Source organism: Hymenobacter sp. HSC-4F20 (genome assembly GCF_019599275.1).
Lineage (GTDB): Bacteria > Bacteroidota > Bacteroidia > Cytophagales > Hymenobacteraceae > Hymenobacter.
Genome location: NZ_JAHZTD010000002.1, coordinates 444852 through 467049, shown reverse-complemented (window position 1 = coordinate 467049; position 22198 = coordinate 444852). Strand labels below are relative to the sequence as shown.

Here is a 22198-nt window from a genome sequence, read left to right as displayed (position 1 = left end):
TTTCCTGTGCTAAAATTTTTGGGAAACAGGTCACTTTGTACCGCTCTGATTCTGACCCTGCTAGCTTGGTTAGGCGCCGCGGGGGCAGCCCGGGCGCAACTGAATAACCAGGCCTTTCTCCACCGCTTGCCGGTAGGCCCGGAGTACGAGCACGAACTGCGGCTGGATGTGCAGGGCTTCCTGTTCAACAAGGACAACGAGTACTTCAACAAGATTGACCCAGGCCTGACCTACTTCGGTGCCCAGCTGGCCCCGCGGGTGGTGTACTTTCCCTCGGCCAATATCCGGCTGGAAGCCGGGGTTTTTCTCTGGAAAGACTACGGTACGGCTCGGCTCCGGCAGGTGCGCCCCTTGTTCACCGTCAAGTATCAGAACGGGCCCCACCGGCTGCTATTTGGTAATATCGAAGGCCATCTGCACCACGGCTACATTGAACCGATGTTCGACTTCGAGCGGGTTATTACCAATCGGCTGGAGGAAGGCGTGCAGTACCAGCTGCAAACGCCGCGCACCGCCTTGGATGCCTGGGTGAATTGGCAGCGTCAGCAGTATCGGTTTAGTAACTTTCAGGAGGAGGTAGCCGGCGGCCTTAGCCTGGAGCACGCCGTGCTTACCGACTCTGCCCGGTGGCTGCTGAAACTGCCGTTCCAATTCACGGCTACCCACCGCGGGGGCCAACTGGATACCATCGACAGGCCGCTGCAGACGCTGTTTAACGTAGCGGCCGGGGCCCGGCTGCGACGCGTACTATCTGACAGTTGGGTGCAAGCGGTGCACTTCGACGGCTACGGTACCTACTTCCACGACTATTCCTTTACCCGGCTGCTGCCCTTCCGGCGCGGAACTGGGCTCTACCTAAATGCCGGACTAGACACGCGGCTCTCGAACGTGCAGTTCGCTTACTGGCAGGGGAGCGGATACATCTCGCCGCTGGGCGGACGCCTCTACCAGTCGGTTTCCGTATCGGTGGCCGACCCCTTGTACACGGAAAAGACACGGCAACTGCTGATTATGCGGGTGCTGCGCGACTACCAATTACCGGGCAAAATCATTCTGACCACCCGATTTGAGCCAGTGTACGATGTAAATAATGGCCTCTTCGATTTCTCGTTTGCTCTCTACCTAAATTTCAACCAAAGCTTTCTGCTAACTAAGCTACAGCGCGCAGCAGAGTAGAAATATCGGTGCCCGCCCAAAGAATGGGTTGCAAGTATCCCCCCGATGCTACTCTCGCTTGCGGATGTAGTAAAGAATAGGCTGCTCGGAACTGACGAATGACCGTAGCGGCCACAAGCGTGGCCGCGGGGTAAGCTGCTGGAAGCCAACTGACTCGGCTACGGCGCAGCTTCGAGGATTATTGGCGCGGCACCGGATCAGCAGCCGTTCCGCGCCCAGGGTAGCAAACCCAAACTCCACCACCGCGGCCAAGGCCTCCCGGGCAAAGCCTTGGCCTTCGGCGGTAGCAGCGAGGTAGTAACCAATTTCCAGGGTAACGGGGGGGCTCCAGTTAGGCTTCAGGCTGATGTCGCCGAGGTAGCGGCCGGTAGCAGCGAGCCATATCCCAAGCACATATAGGCGGCCCAGGCTCCAGTCGTGCCGGAACTGAGCCAGAACCTGGAGGGCATCGGTGGCAGTTTGCACAGTAGCCTCCCGTGCCGGAAAAGAGGGTCGTAAGCGCGGGCGGTTCTCGTCAATCAGCCGAAAAAAATCGGCGGCATCAGAGGGCAGGTAGGGTCGCAAAGTCAGGCGAGGGGTATGTAGAGGACTACCGGGCAAGGCGGGCAGGGGTGGGGAAGCGTGCATGATTTTGGGAAAACGGCCGGATACAGTACGCTAAACCACCTGGTAACGGGGATAGTAGGGCCAGCCCAGAAAGCGGTAGAAACCCGATGGGGTGCCGCTCGTTCATAAGCACTGCGCAATTGCCCGCCGGCTTGCAGGTTGGGCGGGTAGCGCTGCCACCTGCTGTTATCTGTTCACCCTTTGTACCCTACTCATGTCAGGCAGACTCATCAATAAAGTAGCCATTGTAACCGGCGGCGGTGCCGGCATCGGCGAGGCCATCAGCAAGAAATTCGCCCGCGAGGGAGCCGCCGTGGTGGTGGTAGGCCTCGATAGTGACCCAGTGCGCGCAGTAGTGGACGAAATCCTGGCCGAGGGCGGCCGGGCCATCGGTTACCTCGGCGACATTTCCTACGAACAAACGGCTGAAGCCTGCGTGAAGGCGGCGGTGAAGGAGTTTGGCAAGCTGGACATTCTCATTAACAATGCCGGTGCGTTTCCGGCCGTGGCTACCATCGACAAGTATCCGACCGAAGCGTTTGAGTACATGATTAAAAACAACGTGTACTCCAACTTTATGATGACGCGGGCGGCCATTCCCTACCTGCAGAAAACCCGCGGCAACATTGTGTCGGCGGGCTCCGAGGCGGGCCACATGGGCGAGCCACAAAATACACCTTACGGGGGCACTAAAGGTTTTGTACATGCCTTCCAGCGCGGCGTAGCTGTGGAGCAGGCCAAGTTTGGGGTGCGCTCCAACATTGTGGGGCCCGGTCCCATCGATACGGCTTGGACGCACAAGGAAACCGGCCCGATGGATGCAAAAATGGAGAAAATGACCACTCAGGGTGTTCCCTTGGGGCGCCGCGGAACGCCGGAAGAAGTTGCCAACGTTTACTTGTTCCTGGCCTCCGATGAAGCCAGCTACGTGACAGGCGCTACGTATTTCGTTGACGGTGGCGTAACCATCTCCAAAGGCCCGCATGGGGATGAGGTGCCCGGTCACCTCAAGCAGGAGCCGGCAGGCGAGCTGCAGCTCAAGCACTCGAAAGACGGCCACACCAAAGTGCGTAAAGAAGCATCCGCTTCCATGTCGTAGGCCAGACCGCGGATGCGAGTGAATGCAGAAACGGATATGTTTCTCTTTCTATCTGGCAATGCTTCACACAACAAGGCCTTCTACCATTGGTTAATGGCAGAAGGCCTTGTTGTGTGGCGTAAAACCAGCGAAGCACAGTTGAACGGAGCGGCTTTACTTCTTTCTACGCCCGTCCACATCCGCGGCCCTATTTCTGGAGGGCGGCGCCCACGCCGGAACGGGACTGTGGCGGGCTGCCCAGCGCGTGCTGGTTACGCATCACGTTTACCTGGCGGGCAGCCTCGTTGAAATATTCCAGACGACGGATCAGCATTTCCTTGGTCAGGACGCGACCTTCCGGTGTGCGCATGATATCTTTTTTATCGGCCAAGATGCGCTGCATAAGAGCCTCGGTGCCAGCCTCATTCTGGCGAAACTGCGCGTAAAATTCCCGCAGCCGATCAAAAGCGCCCTCCGTAGTCAGTTGGAACTGTCCGCCGCCTTGGTTTAGTACCTCGCTCAGCACATACACTTCCAGGGGCAAGGACGTACCCAGCGCCGTCGAGCGAATATCGAGGCCTGCTTCCAAGCCGCTCAGGATAATTTCAAGGTTGCGTTCAAATTGCTGGTAATAACCGGCTGCCTCCATGTGGTTGGAATTAAAAATGGTGCTAATACGCTACTGGGCTTGCGCCGCCGATAGCGGATTAGTTACTCCTTCATTTTTGATTTTTAACTAAAATCAAAGAAGTTCTTTGACGATTTGCTCTACGGTGATGCCTTCGGCTTCGGCCTTAAAGTTGCGCACCAGCCGGTGGCGCAAAATAGGCAAGGCTACCGCTTTTACATCCTCAATATCGGGCGAGTACTTGCCGTGCAGCAGGGCGTGGCACTTGGCACCCACAATAAGATGCTGGGAAGCCCGCGGCCCGGCGCCCCATTCCAGCAACTGCGAGGCCCGGGCGGCGGCCCGCCCAGTGTTAGGGCGGGTTTTGTGCACCAACCCTACGGCATACTCTACCACATTGTCAGCCACTGGCACGCGGCGTACCAGCTGCTGGTAGGCCTGGATTTCAGCGGCGTGCAGTACTTTGCCCACTGTGGGCTTCGTATCGGAAGTAGTATTCTTTACAATTTGCAGCTCGGCCTCGTAGCTGGGGTAGCCCAGTTCAATGTTGAACATAAACCGGTCGAGCTGTGCTTCGGGCAGGGGGTAGGTGCCTTCCTGCTCAATGGGATTTTGGGTAGCCAGCACGAAGAAGGGCCGTTGCAGGGGGTAGCGCTTGCCAGCTACTGTTACGGCGTACTCTTGCATGCTTTCCAGCAAGGCCGCCTGCGTTTTGGGCGGAGTCCGATTGATTTCGTCGGCCAGAACAATGTTGGCGAAAATAGGCCCCGGCACGAACTGAAAGTCGCGCTGCTGATTCAGGGTTTCCGAGCCCACAATGTCGGAAGGCATCAGGTCCGGCGTGAACTGCACGCGGTTGAAGGACAGATCCAGCGAGTCGGCAATAGTTTGGATAAGCAGGGTTTTGGCCAGGCCCGGTACGCCTACCAGCAGGCAGTGGCCCTGCGAAAAGACGGCGGTTAGTACCAGTTCCACCACCTCATCCTGCCCGATAATCACCTTGCCGATTTCCTGGCGCAGCTTCTGGTAGGAACGGGCCAGCGCATCGGCGGCTTCTTTATCGGAGGCGAAGGTCATAAAGAAAAGATATGAGAGGGTAGACCCTAAAAGCTCAGAACTCAAACAATGTTCTAGCGGCGCTGGCGTCAGAACATTGTCTGAGTTCTAAGCTTTTAGGGCCTAGGTTCTACAAAGTGGAATTAAGCAGCTGGCAGCCGGAATACTCGGGGTCAACTTCCAGGAAAACAGTGCCGCGGTTCTGGGCAAACCAGGCATCCAGGGCTTTGTTTTTCTTCTCGTTGAGGGCCGCCGCCGCAATTTTCTGGTAATCGTCGGTGAGGTTGGCCTGGTGCGGGGGCGTGTTCGACTTCAGCCACAAAATCCGTACGGCGTCCTTGCCGTCATCGGTCCGGTAAGGCAGGGGCGGCGTGATGCTGCCCACCTTCATCGTGTCGATGGTAAAGAAAATGGCCGGGTCTACCTGGTCAAGGGGCAGGTAGGTGCTGCCGTCGCGGCGGTTTTGCAGCAAACCACCATTACCGCCGCTCACCTTGTCGTCGGATTTGTCCTTGGCTGCTTTGGCAAACGTGAGCGAGTCGCTCAGAATCTGCCGGCGCAGCTTCGTCAGCTCCCGGGCGGCCTCGTTGGTATCGGCCGAGCCAGTTTCCGGCTTAAGCAGAATGTGACGGGTGCTGAACGAGTCGCCCTTGCGCTCAATGAGCTGAATGAGATGGAAGCCGAACTGCGACTCCACAATCGGCGACAACCCGCCGGGCTCCAGGCGCAGGGCCGCAGCCTCGTACTCGGGCACCAGCTCCCGCCGCTTGAAGAAGCCCAGGTAGCCGCCTTCCGCGGCCGAGCCGGGATCCTGGGAGAACTGCTTGGCCAGGGTAGCAAAGTCTTCGCCGGCCACAATGCGCGCCCGCAGCTCGTTGAGCTTGGCCTGGGCCTCCTGTTTGGCTTTGCTGTTGGTTTTGGCCAGCATCACAATCTGTCCTACCTCTACCTCCGTGGAGTAGTAGGGCAGGCTGTCCTTAGGCATGCGGCTGAAAAACTGGCGTACCTCGCGGGGCGTAACCGATACCTTGCCGGCAATCTGGTCCTGCATTTTCTGCTGAATCAGTTGCTCTTTTACCTGCACCCGCAGCTCTTCCTTCAGCTGCTTGACGGGCTTGTTGTAATATTCTTCCAGCTTTTTCTCGGAGCCAATCTGCTGAACGAAATAGGCCATGCGCCGGTCCAGCTCGCCCTTCACCTGCGAGTCTTCCACCACTACAGAGTCGGTTTCGGCTTTGGCGAGCAGCAGCTTGTTGAGGGCTAGGCTCTGCAGAATCCGGCACTTTGTGTCGGGCGGCAACGGTTTGCCTTCGGCGCGGGCCTCCTCCTGGGCATAAATGGCATCGAGGTCGGAGCGCAGCACAATCTGGTTATCGACTTTGGCAATGATGCCGTCTACAATGCGCTGTCCTACGGGCCGGCCAACGCCCAGCTGGGCATAGCTAGCCGTGGCGGAAACGGCCAAAAGCGCCGCACTAAGCAGTGCCTTCCGGGCCGGTACGTACAAAAATTGAATCATGGAGTAGTTCCGTAATGCCCGGTGCGTCATCCAACGCTACCCCGGACCAGACAGCAGGCAAAACGCCAAAAGCCGCCCGTAAATTTCATCATAAATCCTTTCTCCGGCAAAAACAGCGCGTGAGGCCCGGTTGGTGCCCGTGTACTTCCGGAGAGCTGCATTTTAGCCAGGGGGTTGCATACTGGCCGAGATGATGGTAGCAAAGCCCTAAAAAGCAGCATCCCGGACCGGCAATGTCCCCTGCCCTCACCACAACACGAACCGGGCTGCCCGGCATCGGGTGGAGGGAACAGGGAGCGTTGCCGGCCCGGGAGGTGAACAGGGGCCGCAGAATACAGCCTTATTTAGTAACCAGCTTGTCGACTTCTGCCTGGTTGACTTTCACCGGGTACTTGGCACGAAGCTGATTTAGCCACTCCTTCTCCAAGAAGTTCTGATAGTCGGAGGTGGCCTGGCCGCGGGCTTCGGCCAGGGTTTTCGGGCCGGCGGGCAGCTGCTTTTCTACCACGATGGCGTAGTAGCGGCCATCTTGCTGGGTGGTGTAGGTGCCGGGTGCGCTGGTCAGAAACTGATCTACCGCTTTGTTCTCCCCTTTTTGGAAGCTGCGCTGCTGCACTTGCACGGCCAGCGGATTCTGCGTGTTAAGCATCTGCTCCAAAGCAGCCGGGTTGGTAGTAGTCAACTCAAACGTCACCTGGGAGCTGGCGGGCTTGGTGTCGGCGGTGGCGCGTAGGCGGTCGGCCGCTATGCCCTTACCTTTCAGATAGGCCACAACCCGGTCGGCGCGGCGGCGGGCCAGGGGGGAGGCTTCGCCCCGTTTCACCCGGCCTACGGCCGTCAGGCTCACCGATTGGTCGGCCGCGAGGCGGGCGGCCAAGTCGTCGAGGGCGGGCACGCTGGCGGGCAACTCGGCAGAGGCAGCCCGGAAGCCAACCGGCGCCGGCAGGCCGTTGCGGAGGGGGTAGCGCCCGGTTTTCTGCAGTTGCTGGGCTGTAGTAAGCAGCTCCGGGGAGGCGGCGCTGATAACGGTAGCTTGCACCCGCGGTTCCCACTGGTACTTGGCTTGGTTATCGGCGAAGAACTTCTGGAGCCCTACCGTGTCCTCAATGGCCTTGCTCCACACCTTTTCGTCCATGAGCTGGAACAGCAGAATACCGTCGCGGTACTCTTTCACCAGCATGCGGTAGTCTTCGTATTTGGTTTCCAGGTTGGCTTTTTCGTAGTCCGTCAGGCTCTGGTCCACGTACTGGTCGTAGAGCTGCTGCATGGCGAAGCGGGCATCGGCGCCCGGGCGGGGCTTCTGGTTCTGCTGGGCGTAAGCCAGAAACTCCGACACGAGGTAGGGTTTGCCCCCAATGGTGAACAGGGTTTGCGCGTCGCCGGTAACCTTCTTGCCCTTAGCGGGGGTAGCGGGGGCTGGCGTCGTATATTGAAAGCGGCCCATTACCAAGGCCGTGTCCGCCTTGGCAAAGGCGTACTCCTTACCAGCTTGGTTTTCGGTGAAGTTGTTTTCGGTGCGGACCCTCTTAAGGAAGGCCGTGCGGTTCAGCTCCGAGCGGGAATCCTTGGCTACCTTGCTCTTAAGCGTGGGCTCCATCGCCTCGAAGGACGGTACGGGCTGCTTTTCAATGAGTTTGATGATGTGCCAGCCGTAGGGCGTTTGCACAGGCTGCGAGATGTCGCCGGGCTTCTGCAGCTTGAATGCTACTTCTTCGAAGCTCGGAATCATGCGGCCAGTGCCGAAGGGCGGTAACTCGCCGCCGTTGGCGGCCGAGCCGGCATCTTCCGAAAACTGCGTAACCAGCTTTTCCCAGTTCTCGCCGCGGCGGGCCAGGCGGTTGTACAGCTCGTCCACTTTCTTGCGGGCCGTAGCCGAATCGGCCGCGGGCATACCGGGCGTGGCCCGGATCATGAGGTGGGCCACCTTGATTTCGCCCTGGGCCGGGCGCACATCATTCACCTTGATGATGTGGTAGCCAAAGCGCGTGCGCACGGGCTGCGACACCTGTCCCGCCGGTGTAGCGTAAGCCACCGACTCAAACGGGTACACCATCTGCATGGCCGTGAAGTAACCCAACCGCCCCCCGTTTTCGCGAGCCGAGGGGTCCTCGGAGGTTTCGCGGGCAAGCTTGCTGAAATCTTCGCCGCTGGTGGCGCGCTGGCGCAGGGCCGCAATTTTCTGGTAGGCTGCCAGCGTGTCCTTGGGGGCTGCGTCGGGCTGCACGCGCACGAGAATGTGCGAGGCGTTTACCTCCTTGCTCAGGCGGTCGTAGGCCTCGCGCACCAGCTTATCCGTTACGCTTTTCTCCGTAAGGTAGGGCTGGGCCAGTTGCTGCTTGTAGCCGTCCAGCTCGCGGCGGAAAGCCTGGGTGGTATCGAGGCCGCGCTGCTCGGCTTCCAACACCTTCAGCTTGAAGTTGGTGTAGAGGTCAAGATATTCCTGTACGCTGGCTGTAGTGCCGTATTCCGGAGCCGAGCTGTTGTTCTTGCGATACACGTAGGCAAATTCCGAGGCCGGAACTGCAGTGCTACCCAGCGTTTCTAGGGTAGGCGACGTAGCGGAGGTAGTAGGTTTAGAGGCGTGGCACCCGGCCAGAAAAGCGGCGGCGGTGCCGGCAAGCAGAATGCGTTTATGCATACAGAGAATAAAGAATCGGCGAAAGCGAAGAATCCGGCCGGCAAATGACCAGGGCGCGGATGGCTACTGTTGCAATTTTACGGATTTTTTCGGCGCCACAGATGCCGCTCCGACTGGGCTGTACGCGCAACGTGCCGGCCACAAAAAAGCACTCCGGGCGGGGAGTGCTTTTCTGATTACCAAAGGCTAACGGGTTGCTAGCGTAGTTTCTTGTATAAGCGGCACAGATTATGGCTCCCGTGGGTGGTAAACTCTACCCGGTCCATAATCCGGTTGACCAGCATCATGCCTACCCCACCTTTTTTGCCGATACGCACATACTCCTGCAAATCAGGCTCGTGGTAGCTGGTGGGCGAATAGGAAGTCAGGTTAGTATCTTCAATCTCAATGCCGAACTCCTGGTTGACCACGTCGACGCGCACATCCAGGAACTGGGACTCATCTTCGCTGTTGCCGTGAATAATGAGGTTGGCTACTACCTCGTCCACGGCCAGTACTATCTGGTTAACCAGTAAATCGGTGAGATGGTAGCGTAGTAAAAAGTCGCTCACGAAGTCGCGCACCACCTTGAGGTTGCGGCGTGTGCAGCTGATTCGGATTGCGTGTTCCATTCCCCGCGATACTCAGTGGAGCGACTAGATAGCAGTGGCTTCGGCCTCTGACGGAACGATGGTCATCAAGGAGTCGAGGCCCAGAATTTCGAAGACGTTGTGCACCTTCTCCTGCATGTTGAAAAATACCAGCTTAACCCCCGCATCCTGAAAGCGCTGCAGGTGGGAGATGAACACCCCTAGTCCGGCAGAAGAAATGTAATTCAACTGCCGGCAATCAATGAGAACTTTCTGGTTGTTGAGTATTTCAGCCTTACTTAGTTCAGTATCAAGGACTACCGAGGAGCTGGCGTCTAATTCCCCATCCAGACTTAGGGTGAGCGTGTTATCGGTGGCTTGTTGCGTTATTTTCATACCTCCATGCTACGTTAAAGGGCAGGTTCAGGTTGAGCAGCTTTGAATTTTATGACCAGCAGCGTTTGGTCGTCGTGCATGGGTTGGCCGCGACTGAACTCATTCAAATCGGTTAAAATTTTCTCTTTAATCTCGTCGGCGTCAAGGTAGTAGGTATGTTCAAGCATTTGCTTGAGGCGCTCCTCGCCGTATTCCTCCTGGTTGGCATCACGCGCTTCCACAATCCCATCGGTGTAAATAACCATCACGTCGCCGGGGTTGTAGTCGTAGAACTGGTTTTTGATGTGCTTCTCGTACCCGTCGTGGCGAATAATGCCCAGGCCCAGGCCCGCCGTGCGGAAGTAGGATACTTCTTCCTTGATGGAGTGGTAGTAGAGCGTGTGGCAGTGGCCGGCGCGGGCAAACACAAAGCCCCCGTGCTCATAATCGATGATGTAAAGGGATGCTGTGATGAAAGCCGCTTTTTCCAGGCAGCGAGCCAGGGCGTTGTTGGCTTGGGCCATAAACTTGCTGGGTACCGGAAACTTCTCCCGCTCATTGCGGGCCAGCGGGTTTTCCTGCATCAGAGCGTGAAAAATCCCCTTCATTTGAGCCACGTGGAAAGCGGCCGTCACACCCTTGCCCGACACGTCACCGATAAGGACAGCTAGCCGCCGGCCGGGCAAGTGCAGGAAGTCGTAAAAATCGCCGCCTACTTCGGTGGCTGCCAGCGCATGAGAGCTGATTTCAAACCAGTTGTCAATGGGCAGGTTTTTCGGGATTAGGCTGTCCTGCACCGCCGAGGCGATTTTCAGCTCATCCTGCACCCGCTGAGTGTCCAGCGAGGCCTGCACCAGTTGCAGGTTCTCGATGCTGAGAACGGTCTGGCTAGCGAAGGTTTGCAGAATGCTCAGGTTTTCCCGGTCAAAGCCCTGAGCCTGTTCCTTGAGCATGTACAGCGCTCCGTACTGCCGCTTGCTGGAGCGCAGCGGCATAACAATCAGGGAGCTGTAGGGTAAATCCAGGCTCCGGAAGCCGCTGCTGTTGGGCAGATCATTGTTGAGGTATTCGATATGCCCCAGATTATAGTCCGTCAGCAGCGCCCGGATGGCCAGAGCCTGCTCGGGCGGTACGCGGTAGTACTGGCCGGTGTATTCTTCCTCGGTGGTAGCTTCCACCTCCAACCAGGCCGCGTCGGCCTCTACGGTCTGAATGGCGGAATCGAAGAACATGCGGTACACCTCCTCGGGGGTTTGGCCACGCTGGATCAGCTGGGTAAGGCGCTGCAGGCTTAGAATTTCTTCGCGCTTCTGCTCAAATACGCCGGCGGTAGGCAAGTTGAAGAACGTGACCAGCAAGCCCATGATGGCGTAGAAGCCCGCGAAGCCCGCGTTCAGCAGCAAAAAGGACAACTGAGTGGCCGGCGCAACCGAGTGCGCCTCGCGCTGCACCCGCAGGAAGTACACCACAAAGATACCCATGCTCAGCAGCACCGCTACTTGCAAGAGCACTGCGTCTACTTTCTGTCGGCGGCTGAGGTAGGCCACCCATTTCTGGTGGCTGCTGACATACGCCCCGAAGGATGCCAACACCCCCAGCAGCGCCATAGACAGGCCATAAGGGGGGGCTGCTACCAGCAGGCGCAGCAACAGAGTAGTCGCCAGTAGTGCTTCAAACCAGTTCCAGAGGTGGCGCAGGCGCGTGGAGGCACGGAATAGGACCAAGGAGCGCCATGCGTACGTTGTGCGGGCGAGCAGCAACACGAATAGCCCCACATTGATGGTGTACACCACCGTAAAAGCAAGGGAAGACGTGGTAGGAAGCTCATGCTGAAGAAACCGCTGGGCTAAGTGCAGCCCTACGCAGACAGTTGCCAGCAGCCCCGGACCGAGTACCAGCCGGCGCAGCAGACCCGTGAAATCCAGCCCCCGTAGCCGGTCGGTAGTAGTGCGCTCCTGCACAAAAACGCAGAGGGTGAACACTGCCTGCAGGAACAGGGGTACCCAGGTGGGCAGCGTAACGGACGAGCCAACCAGACCAGGGTGAGCGTAGAGGAGGGTACCAGCTAACAGCCCCAGCCAACTCAGAATAGGAAAAGGTAGCAGAAAGGAATTCAGCTTCCGAACAAACGACATGTACGTGCGGGGTACTAGGACTTCAGGGGCTGGGAGTAGGGCAAACGAATAGGCAAGATACGCGCTACGCTCGAAAAGGTATTCCTCGCCCCTCAATTTCGAGGCCAGGGCCCAACCCCAGAAGTCCAAAAGCCGACACCCCGGTGGGCATCGGCTTTTGGAAACATAGGCGCTTTCTCCCGCAGTGGCTACCGGCTGCTGTAGTTAGGCGCCTCCCGGGTAATCTGTACGTCGTGGGGGTGCGACTCGCGTAGGCCGGCGCCGGTAATACGCACGAAACGAGCCGTTTGCAGCGCCTCAATGGTGGCAGCGCCGCAGTAGCCCATGCCCGCTCGCAGGCCACCCGCCAGTTGGTAGAGCACTTCGGCCGCCAGTCCTTTATAGGGCACCCGACCTACAATGCCTTCGGGTACTAGTTTCTTCACGTCGTCCTCGGCATCCTGGAAGTATCGGTCTTTCGAGCCCTCTTCCATTGCTTCCACCGAGCCCATGCCACGGTAGCTCTTATACTTACGACCTTCGAAAAGCGTCACTTCGCCGGGCGCTTCTTCGGTGCCCGCCAGCAGGGAGCCAATCATGATGGTGCCAGCGCCGGCCGCCAGCGCTTTTACTACGTCGCCAGAGTACTTGATACCGCCATCGGCAATCAGTGGAACGCCAGTTCCTTCCAGGCCGCGGGCAGCTTCCAGCACGGCCGAAAGCTGCGGTACCCCAATGCCGGCAATAATGCGGGTAGTGCAGATAGAACCGGGGCCTACCCCAACCTTCACCGCATCAGCGCCAGCATCGGCCAGAGCACGGGCCCCTTCGGCGGTAGCTACGTTGCCGGCAATAACCTCCAGATTGGGGAACTGCTGCTTAATGCTGCGCACGGCGTCTAGCACGCCTTTGCTGTGGCCGTGGGCCGTATCCACGCTTACTACGTCTACGCCGGCCTCTACCAGAGCTGCAATGCGGTCCAGCAAGTCGGCCGTGACGCCCACGGCGGCCCCAACGCGCAGGCGTCCGAACTCGTCTTTGCAGGCATGAGGTGTGCGGCGGCGCTTCCGGATGTCTTTATAAGTGATAAGACCTACCAAGCGGCCTTCGGTATCTACAACGGGTAGCTTTTCTACCTTCGAATCCTGTAGAATGTCTTCGGCGGCGGTTAGCTCAGTGCCTGCTTTGGCCGTCACCAGCGGCGAGGGCGTCATTACGTCGGACACGGAGCGCGTCATGTCTTTCTCGAAGCGCAGGTCGCGGTTGGTCAGGATGCCTTTGAGGCGGCGCTGCTCGTCCACAATCGGAATGCCCCCGATGTTGTTGTTGCGCATGAGCTTCTTGGCATCGGCCAGGGTAGCGTGCTCCTGCAGCGTGAAGGGGTCGAGGATCATCCCACTTTCGGAGCGCTTCACGCGGCGAACCAGCTCGGCCTGGGCCCGGATGCTCATGTTTTTGTGGATGATGCCAATGCCGCCTTCCTGAGCCATGGCAATAGCCATTTCGGCCTCGGTCACGGTATCCATGGCCGCCGAAACGAAGGGAAGCTTGAGCCGGATGTTGCGGGTGAGCTGGGAGCTGGGGTCGGCGTCGCGGGGCAGTACTTCCGAATAACCGGGCAGTAGCAGGACGTCGTCGTAGGTAAGTGCCTCGAAGGCAATTTTGGCAGCGTGGTCGGCCATGGCAACAAGAAGGTTAGGTTCCGCTTATTGCCGGGTAAAATTACGGCGAATAATTGGGTTTCCGGTTTTTACCCCCTGATTTCCATTTATTCTTTCGTTACGTCTGCTTACCAGAACCCGCTGTTTGCCCCCGGCCCCGCAAAAAAGCCCTGGCAAACGTGCCAAGGCTTTTCTAGCTGAGGGGAGTAGGTAGTAAAAAAGGGGGAACGGGTTATGGTGGAGCTGGTACAGCAGGCACTGCAAGCGGCAGCGCGCTGATGGTGGTCACAAACTTTCACCCCCGTACATGAACAGAACATGAACGAAGCATTTTTCCTCAGGAAGATGTGCGCGCCAGAACACTTGCCTTTTGCTACCCCTGCTGCGGCTGGAAAGGCTATTTACTGGAGTTTAGGCCGCAAAAAGCCGGGTAGTACTGGGCTGGTTTCAGCCAAACGATAAAGCGTAGAGAGCAACGACGCGAAAACTCCTACCCCTACTTTCCGGTTAAACCTGCCAGCGGCCCACGGCCGGGTCGTCACGATTTTCACAATTCCCCTCAACATTCCATGGCAACCAAAACCTGGTTTATTACCGGTGTCAGCACCGGGTTCGGTAAAGAGTTGGCTGAGTACTGCCTGAGCCAGGGCGACAAGGTAGCCGCCACGTTCCGCAAGCAGGAGCAAGCCGATGAGTTTACGCAAAAGGCCGGCACCAACGGCCGCGGCTTCGTCTGCGACGTGGTAAATGAGCAACAAGTAAAGCAGGCCGTGGAAGGTGCTATGCAGCACTTCGGCCAGCTAGACGTAATTGTAAACAACGCTGGCTACGGCTCCTTGGGTAGCATCGAGGAAATTGACGATGCCGAGGTGCAGCGCCAGTTCGATGTGAACGTGTTCGGGCCGCTGCGGGTGTTGCGGGCCGTGCTGCCCCACCTGCGGAAGCAGCGCAGCGGCCACGTGCTCAACATCACCAGCATCGGGGGCTTGAAGACCTTCCCCGGGGTAGGCGTGTACAACGCCAGCAAGTTTGCGCTGGAAGCCATTGGTGAGAGCCTGGCCCAGCAGGTGGCACCGCTCGGCATCAAGGTAACTAACATTGAGCCCAGCGGCTTCCGTACCGAGTGGGCCGGCGGCTCTGCCACGTACGTAGACACCCAAATTGAAGACTACCGCGCTACCGTAGGAGAAAACCTGAAAGGCATTCAGGGCTACAGCGGCCGCCAGCCCGGTGATCCGCAGCGCGCTGCCAAAATCATGTTCGACGTGGTACGCCAGGAAAACCCACCCCTGCACCTGCCGCTGGGCAAAGCGGCCGTAAAAGGTGCCCGCGACAAATTCACGACCCTGGTACAAGAGCTGGAGCAGGTAGCCGACCTCGGTGACTCCGCCGACTTCCCGGCCGGCGAGTAAGTGAATCAGTTTCAATAAAAAGCCCCGCAGTTGTGCACTGTGGGGCTTTTTCCTTTTCAAGAACGAGGCTCGACTTGTTAAAACTTGGCTCCGATACCCAGCTGGAACTCCCGGATACGGTACTCCGCATCGTAGGTGTAGGGGCCATTCAGCACACCTTCAAAGTGTGAGGCACCCGGTATAAGCACGTTGTATGGAGTATCGGAAACGGTGGCGGAGAGCAGCAGCCGATCCGTGGTGAAGTAAAGGCCAGGCTGGATGAAAGTATAGCTGTAGCCGTCTTTGCTCAGATTAACCATCTGCCCCACCGATACTCCAGGCATGAGGCGGCCGGAGGTGCCGATGTTGAATTGGTAGTGAATACCCCAGTCGGCGCGGGCGCGGCTTAGCAGACGGCTGATGTGCTGATTTTCGTAGGCTGTAATGGTGCTGTTGACTACTGTTTCAGTGTAACCGGTTTTGTAGTTCAGATGCTGCATATCAAGCCCCAGCGTACCCGAGAGCACCACGTGTTCCGACAACGGCTTAAAGGCCTTGACCTGCATAAAGCCCGAAAACGTGTTCCGTATTTTCACTGATCGGTCGGCTTCCGAGTAAGAGGGAGAGGCCGACTGCGGGCGGTAGGTTCCGCCGTACGACATCGCACGAAACTGGCTAATCTTGGGACCAGCCTCGAAGTACACTCGCCACGCGGCGGCATCTTGGGCCTTGCCCACGTGAGCCGACAAATTGGCTAGGGCGCTCAGTAGGGCTAGGGTAAGTTTTTTATGCATCTAAATAAAGGGGGTAAAGCCAGGCGAAAGCCCGTAAGGAGGAGTAATGCCCTCAAGACAATCCTACCGCCTACATTCCCTTAACCCCGCCCCTCTATAAATGGGTAATGACTATGCTGCTTCGTGAAGTACTACCCGCTGGGTCCGCTGCATGGTAGTCGTCAGTCTACTTGCGCCATAAGCCAAGAGCCCGTGCAGCGTAAACAAGTGCCCCTACAAGCCGTTTTGCTTCTTAGTGCCCCGGATGGCCTGCGCTTCGAGCGGGTTTTCGGGCCAGTAGTGCTTGGGGTAGCGGCCGCGCAGCTCCTTGCGTACCTCGAAGTAGCTGCTGGTCCAGAAGCTGCGCAAATCGCGCGTGACCTGGGCCGGCCGGTAGCCGGGGGAGAGCAGGTGCAAGGTCAGCGGCACCCGGCCCCCCGCTACCGTCGGAGTATCGAGTAAGCCAAACACTTCCTGCAGGCGTACGGCCAGCACTGGTGTTGCAGGGTCAGAGTAATCCAAACGGATGCGGGAGCCGGTGGGCACTTCGAGGTGGGAGGGAGCCAGGCGGTCCAGCTCTTGGCGCTGGCTCCAGCCCCCCGGTAACAGCCCCAGCAACGCCTCCACAAAGTCAATGCGTCCTAGTTCTGCCCACGATTTCACCCCGCCCAGGTAAGGCCCCAGCCACTCTGCCAGATTATCCAGTAGCGCTGTGTCCGATACGTCGGGCCAGTGGTCAGGAAAGACGTGGTGCAGGAAAGCCAGCCGTTCGCGCAGCTGGGCCGCTGCTTCACTCCAGGGTAGGCGCGCTACCCCGCCCTCCCGGATGGCCCCGAGCAAGGCTGCCGTGAGCAGTTCGGGGTCGGGGTTGGGTAGGTTGGTGTCGGTGAGCAGCAGGGCACCGAGGCGGCGCAGGCGGCGGGCCGTAACGCGGCCGGCGGCTTCGTCCCAGCGCACTTCGTCGCGAGTATCAATTTGCTCCGCGAAGTACTGCTCCAGCTCGGCTTTACTCAGGGGGGCGGCCAGGCTGGCGCGGGGTTGGGCCGCTACCCCATCCAGAGCAGCCACGGCAAAAAATACATCTTGTTGCCCGAAAAACTCGCCTGGCAAAGTGGCCCGATGCCCGCTTACCAGCCGTACTCGCTCAGCTGTTTCGCGTTGGGCCAGTCGGTCGGGGTAGGCGAAGGCGGCCAGCAACCCGGCCACGTCCGGCTCGATTTCACCCTTGGCTCCCGCCCGATTGCGCAGCACAGCTGCTGCTTCGCGCACGCGCCGCACCGCGGCGGCATCCGGTGTGAGCCCCGGCAGCGGCGCCCGACCGGATGCCAAGGCCTCCAGGCGCAGGCGCAAGTCAGGGGGGCCAAACGAGCCGTCGGCAGAACGCAATATGTCGCGCTCCGTGAGCAAAGCCGCCAGGGCGCAGGCCGTAGCGCCGTGTCCTACTTCCTGCCCGCGCACCACCAGGTGCGCCAAACGCGGAACCAACCCCAGGCCCGCCAGCGCCCGGCCGTGAGCCGTAGGCTGGCCACTGGGCGTTATGGCTTGCAAGCGCACGAGCAAGTCGCGGGCCTGGGCCAGGGCGGGCGCGGGAGGCGCATCCAGCCAGCGCAGAGCCGTAGCATCATGGGTGCCCCAAAGGGCCAGCTCTAAAGCCAGGGGGCTGAGGTCGGCAGTGAGAATTTCGGGGGCCAGGTGATGGGGTAGCTCCTGGTATTCGGCTTCGGTCCAGAGGCGGTAACAGGTGCCAGGGCCCAGGCGGCCAGCGCGCCCCCGGCGCTGATCAGCGGCCGCCTGGCTGACGGGCTCAGTACCCAGGGTCGTCAGGCCGGTGCGTGGCTCGAAGCGCGGCACGCGGGCGTAGCCGCCATCCACCACAATCGTGACGCCCTCAATGGTTAAGCTGGTTTCGGCAATGCTGGTAGCCAGCACTACCTTGCGGCGGCCGGGAGGGGCAGGGCGCAGGGCTGCATCCTGCTGCTCGGCGGGCAATTCGCCGTGCAAGACGTGAATGTCAATAGAACTGGGCAGGGAAGCCAGCTTTTCGGCTACCCGGCGTTGGTCGGCCAAGCCGGGCAGAAACACCAGCACGTCGCCGGTAGCGTGCTGCTGCAGCGCTTCGCGGAGGATAACAGGCGTGAGGTCCTGGAGCTTTTCGTGGGGGCGCCGCGAAACCGTGGCGGCCCGCTGGGGCGTGAGGTAATGGGTTTCTACCGGGAACATGCGGCCCAGGCTGCGCACCACCGGCGCTCCGAGCCAGGCCCCCAACCGGTCGGCATCCAGCGTGGCCGACATCACCAGAATTCGTAGGTCGGGCCGCAACACGCTCTGGGCATCCAGGGCCAGGGCCAGCCCCAGGTCGGCTTGCAGGCTTCGCTCGTGAAATTCATCGAACACTACCGCCGCCACGCCTTCCAGGGCTGGGTCGTCCTGAAGCTGGCGGGTCAGAATCACCTCCGTTACTACCTCAATCCGCGTCTTGGCCGATACTTTGCTTTCCAGGCGCATCCGGTAGCCCACCGTTTGCCCCACTGGCTCGCCGAGCAGCTGGGCCATGCGGGTAGCGGCAGCGCGGGCGGCCAGGCGGCGCGGTTCCAGCACCAGAATCCGGCCGTCTTCCCGCCACGCCGCTTCCAGCAGGGCCAATGGCACCACGGTGGTTTTGCCAGCACCGGGCGGGGCCTGCAATACGGCTACGCTGTGGTTTTCGAGGGTAGCCAGCAGCTCGGGCAGCGCATCTTTTATGGGAAGGTCGGGGAGGAGCATTGGTAGTGAAGCAGGTGTAGCCTAGGTAAGGACACCGAGTGGAAGATCTGCCGCGGCCTACTGCCGAATTAATACACGGCTACCGAGGGGTCTACGCGCAGGCTCCAGGCATGAATACCCCCGCGCAGGTTCAGCAGGTTGGTGAGTTCGTGGCGATGCTGGAGGTAGGCTAGAGCTTGCATAGAGCGAACCCCGTGGTGGCAGATAAGCACCGTGGGGCGGTCGGGGTCAATTTCCTCAGCCCGACTGGCCAGTTCTCCCAACGGAATCAGGTGGCTACCCTCAATGCGGCAGTAGGCGTACTCTTCGGGCTGGCGTACGTCAATCAGCTGCAGGTCTTCGCCGCGTTGGAGGCGGGCGTGCAGGTCTTCGGGGGTGAGTTCGGGGAGCATAGAGGGTGAGGCTGGGGAGAGAAAATGCCGGACATCCGCAAAATTACCCTAATGCTCGTTAGCTTTGACCATGCCGAAAACTACGCTGCCTGGCGTGGGGTGCTGGTGTCGTCTTTCAGTTGTCTTGCTGTGGTGCAGTCATTGTACGAATTCTGGACCGCCGCTGCCGGCGGTAGCGCCTTGGAATGGGTAGCCGTACTGACGGGCTTTGTCTGTGTATGGCTGGCGGCGCGCGAGTCGCTCTGGAATTTTCCGGTGGCCATTTTCAGCTGCGCCCTTTACATTTTGGTGTACTACCGGGCGGGGTTGTATTCCGATGGGTTTCTGCAAATCCTGTTTATTGGCCTGAGTGTGTATGGGTGGTACCAGTGGCTTTACGGCGGCCGCAGCCATTCGGAGCTACACGTCACGCGCGCGCGCCCGTTCGAGTGGGTGGCCTGTGCCGCGTTTGTGCTGGCGTACACCCTGGGCGCCGGCTATTACCTGCAGCATCATACCACGGCTACTTTGCCCCACTGGGACAGCTTCACGACGGCCGTGAGCTTGGCGGCGCAGTACCTGCTCATGCGCAAGCGGCTTGAAAACTGGTGGCTCTGGATTTTCGTCGACATCCTGTACGTGCCCATTCTGTGGTATAAGCAACTCTACCCCACCAGTGCCCTGTATGCCCTGTATCTGGGCTTGGCAGTGTATGGCTACCTGGAGTGGCGCCGCGCCAGCCACGTAGCCGTGGGCAAGGCTCACCCCGCTTCCACCGTTTAACCTCCCTCGTGCCTTCTCACAGCGCACCGCTACTTCCTCTTAGCTTAGTACCCCATGCTGCGTGTTGCACTAACTGGCCCCGAATCGACGGGCAAAACTACCCTCAGTCGCCTGCTGGCTGAGCACTACCGCACGGCGTGGGCCCCGGAGTACGCCCGTCAGTACTTAGAAAAGCAAGGGCCGCGCTACACTCTAGCCGACCTGGAAGAAATTGCCCGCGGCCAGCTTGATGCCGAAGCCTCGGCCGTGGCAACGGCCACCCGCCTGGGAAGGCCTGTGGTCTTCTGCGACACCGATCTGCTCGTAATCAAGATATGGGCTGAGCACGCCTTCGGGCAGTGCCCCGATTGGATTAAAACCCAGATGGAGCGCCAGCACTATGATTTGGTGTTGCTGCTGAATGTAGATTTGCCCTGGGAGCCTGATCCTTTGCGAGAGCACCCCAACCACCGCCAGTACTTCTTTGAGCTGTATCAGCGGGAACTCCGCGACCAGTTTGCGAACTTTGCAGAAATCAGCGGTACGGCCTGCCAGCGTCTGGAGGCTGCTTGCTTCCACGTTGATGCGCTACTGGGAAAAAGCACCGAACTACTGGAAAGCCGGGCTCACCGTGGCAACCAATCAGCCGAATAAACGACCTTTTCGCCGCGAATTCCGTTTGGCTACCTCAACTTCCGTTTGGGATTCCGCAATTGCTAGTTGAATGACTTACTACCTCGAAAACGAAAAGTGTCGGGTGGGCATCAAGGCCCGCGGTGCTGAGCTCAGCAGCTTTGTCCGCAAAGACCTGAATAATCTAGAGTATATCTGGTCTGCTGATGCCGCGTTCTGGAACCGCCATGCGCCGGTGCTGTTCCCCATTGTGGGCCGTTTGCCCCACGACCAGTACACGCACCAGGGTCAACCCTATCAGCTACCCCAGCATGGCTTTGCCCGCGACCAAGAGTTCGAGCTGCACAGCCACTCGGGTACGGCCGTTGCTTTCGAGTTGCGCGCTTCGGAGCAAAGCCGCAGCAACTACCCGTTTGACTTCCTGTTACGCATCACCTACCGTCTGGCTGGCCCCGAACTCACCATTGGCTGGGAGGTAGAAAACCCAGGCACGGGCGAGCTGCTGTTTAGCATTGGAGCGCACCCAGCTTTCCGCTGCCCCTTAACGGAAGGCGAAACCTTCGAAGACTACGAGTTTGCCTTCGACCAGCCCGTTACGGCGGAACGTCATTTGCTGGACGGTGGTTTGCTTACTGGCCAGACCGCGCCGCTGCTTACCAATCAGGAGGTGTTGCCACTTAGCTATCAGCTATTTGCGCAAGACGCTCTGGTGCTCAAACACTTTCACTTCACCCATGTTACCCTGCGCAGCCGCCGCTCGGGCCGCGGCGTTCGGGTGCGTTTCGAGGGCTTTCCCTACCTCGGCCTCTGGACCAAAGGTCCTGGAGCCCCCTTTGTTTGCATCGAACCCTGGCAGGGCATTGCCAGTTCTACCACCGGCTCTCCCGAACTGGCCGATAAAGAAGGTATTCTGAGCCTCCAGCCCGGCCAGCAGTTCGCCACCTCCTATAGCATCACCGTTGAGTAACTCCTTCATGACCTCCGAGATTACCATCCGCCCCATCAAGGCGGCCGATACCTACCCGCTTCGCCACGAAGTGCTATGGCCTCAGGAATCCATCGACTACGTAAAACTTAACCAAGATGAGCAAGGTCACCACTTTGGGGCCTTCCGCAACGGAAAGCTCGTTTCGGTTATTTCTCTGTTCATTGACGGCACCGTGGCCCGGTTCCGCAAGTTTGCTACCCGCCCCGACTGCCAGGGCCAGGGCATCGGCTCCCAACTGCTGCGCCGCGTGCTCGATGAAGCGCGGGCCCAGGGTGCCCAGCGCATCTGGTGCGACGCCCGCGCGGTGAATGAAAACTTCTACCGGGCGTTTGGCCTGGAGCCGGAAGGCAACCGCTTCTACCGCGGCACCATTCCCTACGTGCGCATGGCCAAAGACCTGTAAAGGGAAAAAGTAAAAACCGAAAGCGGGCAAAGCGGACTTTAGTAAGGTCGGCTTTGCCCGCTTTCGGTTTTAGAAGCTACCGCGCACAATACCACATGGAGCTTGTCTGCTTACTCTCAAACTTCCATCGGTACTCTGGGCCGGTTATAGTCTGGTTCCCAGTCATTGATGGGGCGGGATATACCGGGGGGTAAGTCAAAATCCGGGAGTCCGTCGTCGAGGGGTTCGCCGCCGTCGTCGTCGCTATCAGGGGTAGGGGGCTGCCGGGACCGGCGACGGGGGAGAACTAGCAAAAGCCCGGTGAACATAAGTACCACGAGCAGATAGAGTAGGCTGGTGATGGTCATGGCGGCGGAGAGGACGAAAGTTCAACGGCAGGCCCTAGTTACGCGCTGGGCTTCAAGACAGAAACGGAGGTGTGGGGTGGGTTGTTTTCTCCGGGCAGTTTTTTCTGAATGCGTAACGGGCTAGTCTCTAATTTACTTGATTGTCAAGAAATAAAAGAGAATTCACGCCCCGATTTATTCCTGCTGAACATCACTTCAGCACAAAACCTGAAAGATCTGGCGTACCTTAGCGCCCATAGTTTAGGGGTGCCCCGCCGCTTGCGCGGGGCTGAGATCATACCCATTGAACCTGCCCGGGTAATGCCGGCGAAGGGAACAAACGATCCGCGAACGAAAAACCTGAGGTG

19 protein-coding genes and 1 riboswitch are annotated in these 22198 nt (G+C 59.1%); of the genes, 7 read left to right on the top strand and 12 right to left on the bottom strand.

Translation table 11 applies throughout. The features are described 5' to 3' along the window. Positions 1-126: 126 nt before the first annotated feature. Complete coding sequence (locus tag K3G63_RS11705; protein WP_220614310.1) at positions 127-1176, top strand: hypothetical protein; 1050 nt, start codon at positions 127-129, stop codon at positions 1174-1176. Positions 1177-1224: 48 nt separating this feature from the next. Here K3G63_RS11705 and K3G63_RS11700 read toward each other — a convergent pair whose 3' ends face one another. After that, the gene (locus K3G63_RS11700; RefSeq protein ID WP_220614309.1) at positions 1225-1803 is read right to left on the bottom strand and encodes a GNAT family N-acetyltransferase; all 579 of its coding nucleotides are present in this window, start codon (positions 1801-1803) and stop codon (positions 1225-1227) included. A gap of 193 nt (positions 1804-1996) precedes the next feature. On the opposite strand from K3G63_RS11700, the gene K3G63_RS11695 reads away from it, so the two are divergent. After that, on the top strand, positions 1997-2881 hold the full coding sequence (locus tag K3G63_RS11695) for an SDR family NAD(P)-dependent oxidoreductase (protein WP_220614308.1): 885 nt from the start codon (positions 1997-1999) through the stop codon (positions 2879-2881). A gap of 187 nt (positions 2882-3068) precedes the next feature. Here the strand turns inward: K3G63_RS11695 and K3G63_RS11690 are convergent, their stop codons facing one another. From K3G63_RS11690 to guaB, 8 genes are all read right to left on the bottom strand, one after another. After that, positions 3069-3509 (bottom strand): hypothetical protein, encoded by a 441-nt coding sequence (locus K3G63_RS11690; RefSeq protein WP_220614307.1) that lies wholly within the window; start codon positions 3507-3509, stop codon positions 3069-3071. A 93-nt stretch (positions 3510-3602) separates the two neighbouring features. Further along, positions 3603-4565 (bottom strand): MoxR family ATPase, encoded by a 963-nt coding sequence (locus K3G63_RS11685; RefSeq protein WP_220614306.1) that lies wholly within the window; start codon positions 4563-4565, stop codon positions 3603-3605. A 109-nt stretch (positions 4566-4674) separates the two neighbouring features. Beyond that, positions 4675-6063: a peptidylprolyl isomerase gene (locus K3G63_RS11680; protein WP_220614305.1), complete on the bottom strand. Its 1389-nt coding sequence runs from the start codon at positions 6061-6063 to the stop codon at positions 4675-4677. 340 nt (positions 6064-6403) lie between these two features. Next, positions 6404-8701 (bottom strand): peptidylprolyl isomerase, encoded by a 2298-nt coding sequence (locus tag K3G63_RS11675; RefSeq protein ID WP_220614304.1) that lies wholly within the window; start codon positions 8699-8701, stop codon positions 6404-6406. Positions 8702-8898: 197 nt separating this feature from the next. Then, positions 8899-9312, bottom strand: a complete 414-nt coding sequence (locus tag K3G63_RS11670; protein WP_220614303.1) for an ATP-binding protein — start codon at positions 9310-9312, stop codon at positions 8899-8901. A gap of 24 nt (positions 9313-9336) precedes the next feature. Next, complete coding sequence (locus K3G63_RS11665) at positions 9337-9666, bottom strand: STAS domain-containing protein (RefSeq protein ID WP_220614302.1); 330 nt, start codon at positions 9664-9666, stop codon at positions 9337-9339. 14 nt (positions 9667-9680) lie between these two features. After that, positions 9681-11780: a PP2C family protein-serine/threonine phosphatase gene (locus tag K3G63_RS11660; protein WP_220614301.1), complete on the bottom strand. Its 2100-nt coding sequence runs from the start codon at positions 11778-11780 to the stop codon at positions 9681-9683. A gap of 188 nt (positions 11781-11968) precedes the next feature. Then, on the bottom strand, positions 11969-13441 hold the full coding sequence (guaB, locus tag K3G63_RS11655; protein WP_220614300.1) for an IMP dehydrogenase: 1473 nt from the start codon (positions 13439-13441) through the stop codon (positions 11969-11971). Between the two features lie 548 nt (positions 13442-13989). Here guaB and K3G63_RS11650 point away from each other — a divergent pair. Continuing rightward, entirely contained in the window at positions 13990-14832 is an 843-nt protein-coding gene (locus K3G63_RS11650) for an oxidoreductase (protein WP_220614299.1), read from the top strand. Positions 14833-14909: 77 nt separating this feature from the next. Here the strand turns inward: K3G63_RS11650 and K3G63_RS11645 are convergent, their stop codons facing one another. From K3G63_RS11645 to K3G63_RS11635, 3 genes are all read right to left on the bottom strand, one after another. Next, the gene (locus tag K3G63_RS11645) at positions 14910-15605 is read right to left on the bottom strand and encodes a hypothetical protein (RefSeq protein WP_220614298.1); all 696 of its coding nucleotides are present in this window, start codon (positions 15603-15605) and stop codon (positions 14910-14912) included. A gap of 213 nt (positions 15606-15818) precedes the next feature. Continuing rightward, entirely contained in the window at positions 15819-18347 is a 2529-nt protein-coding gene (gene hrpB / locus K3G63_RS11640; RefSeq protein ID WP_220614297.1) for an ATP-dependent helicase HrpB, read from the bottom strand. Between the two features lie 68 nt (positions 18348-18415). Further along, positions 18416-18739 (bottom strand): rhodanese-like domain-containing protein, encoded by a 324-nt coding sequence (locus K3G63_RS11635; protein ID WP_220614296.1) that lies wholly within the window; start codon positions 18737-18739, stop codon positions 18416-18418. Between the two features lie 51 nt (positions 18740-18790). On the opposite strand from K3G63_RS11635, the gene pnuC reads away from it, so the two are divergent. The 4 genes from pnuC (at position 18791) to K3G63_RS11615 (ending at position 21504) form a co-directional block, all read left to right on the top strand. Beyond that, positions 18791-19501, top strand: a complete 711-nt coding sequence (pnuC, locus tag K3G63_RS11630) for a nicotinamide riboside transporter PnuC (RefSeq protein ID WP_220614295.1) — start codon at positions 18791-18793, stop codon at positions 19499-19501. A gap of 54 nt (positions 19502-19555) precedes the next feature. Beyond that, positions 19556-20134 (top strand): AAA family ATPase, encoded by a 579-nt coding sequence (locus K3G63_RS11625; protein ID WP_220614294.1) that lies wholly within the window; start codon positions 19556-19558, stop codon positions 20132-20134. 70 nt (positions 20135-20204) lie between these two features. After that, a complete protein-coding gene (locus tag K3G63_RS11620; RefSeq protein WP_220614293.1) occupies positions 20205-21080 on the top strand; it encodes an aldose 1-epimerase family protein in 876 nt (291 codons plus the stop codon). Continuing rightward, entirely contained in the window at positions 21073-21504 is a 432-nt protein-coding gene (locus tag K3G63_RS11615) for a GNAT family N-acetyltransferase (RefSeq protein ID WP_259404425.1), read from the top strand. The genes K3G63_RS11620 and K3G63_RS11615 overlap by 8 nt, the downstream gene beginning before the upstream one ends. A 579-nt stretch (positions 21505-22083) precedes the next feature. Next, positions 22084-22185: riboswitch (TPP riboswitch) on the top strand. Positions 22186-22198 lie beyond the last annotated feature (13 nt).

Coding starts and splice junctions, on each gene's coding strand:
- K3G63_RS11675 (WP_220614304.1), bottom strand. CDS start 8,701: ATGCATAAACGCATTCTGCTTGCCGGCACCGCCGCCGCTTTTCTGGCC.
- K3G63_RS11660 (WP_220614301.1), bottom strand. CDS start 11,780: ATGTCGTTTGTTCGGAAGCTGAATTCCTTTCTGCTACCTTTTCCTATT.
- K3G63_RS11680 (WP_220614305.1), bottom strand. CDS start 6,063: ATGATTCAATTTTTGTACGTACCGGCCCGGAAGGCACTGCTTAGTGCG.
- pnuC (WP_220614295.1), top strand. CDS start 18,791: ATGCTCGTTAGCTTTGACCATGCCGAAAACTACGCTGCCTGGCGTGGG.
- K3G63_RS11690 (WP_220614307.1), bottom strand. CDS start 3,509: ATGGAGGCAGCCGGTTATTACCAGCAATTTGAACGCAACCTTGAAATT.
- K3G63_RS11700 (WP_220614309.1), bottom strand. CDS start 1,803: ATGCACGCTTCCCCACCCCTGCCCGCCTTGCCCGGTAGTCCTCTACAT.
- K3G63_RS11670 (WP_220614303.1), bottom strand. CDS start 9,312: ATGGAACACGCAATCCGAATCAGCTGCACACGCCGCAACCTCAAGGTG.
- K3G63_RS11695 (WP_220614308.1), top strand. CDS start 1,997: ATGTCAGGCAGACTCATCAATAAAGTAGCCATTGTAACCGGCGGCGGT.
- K3G63_RS11625 (WP_220614294.1), top strand. CDS start 19,556: ATGCTGCGTGTTGCACTAACTGGCCCCGAATCGACGGGCAAAACTACC.
- guaB (WP_220614300.1), bottom strand. CDS start 13,441: ATGGCCGACCACGCTGCCAAAATTGCCTTCGAGGCACTTACCTACGAC.
- K3G63_RS11665 (WP_220614302.1), bottom strand. CDS start 9,666: ATGAAAATAACGCAACAAGCCACCGATAACACGCTCACCCTAAGTCTG.
- K3G63_RS11645 (WP_220614298.1), bottom strand. CDS start 15,605: ATGCATAAAAAACTTACCCTAGCCCTACTGAGCGCCCTAGCCAATTTG.
- hrpB (WP_220614297.1), bottom strand. CDS start 18,347: ATGCTCCTCCCCGACCTTCCCATAAAAGATGCGCTGCCCGAGCTGCTG.
- K3G63_RS11620 (WP_220614293.1), top strand. CDS start 20,205: ATGACTTACTACCTCGAAAACGAAAAGTGTCGGGTGGGCATCAAGGCC.
- K3G63_RS11635 (WP_220614296.1), bottom strand. CDS start 18,739: ATGCTCCCCGAACTCACCCCCGAAGACCTGCACGCCCGCCTCCAACGC.
- K3G63_RS11650 (WP_220614299.1), top strand. CDS start 13,990: ATGGCAACCAAAACCTGGTTTATTACCGGTGTCAGCACCGGGTTCGGT.
- K3G63_RS11685 (WP_220614306.1), bottom strand. CDS start 4,565: ATGACCTTCGCCTCCGATAAAGAAGCCGCCGATGCGCTGGCCCGTTCC.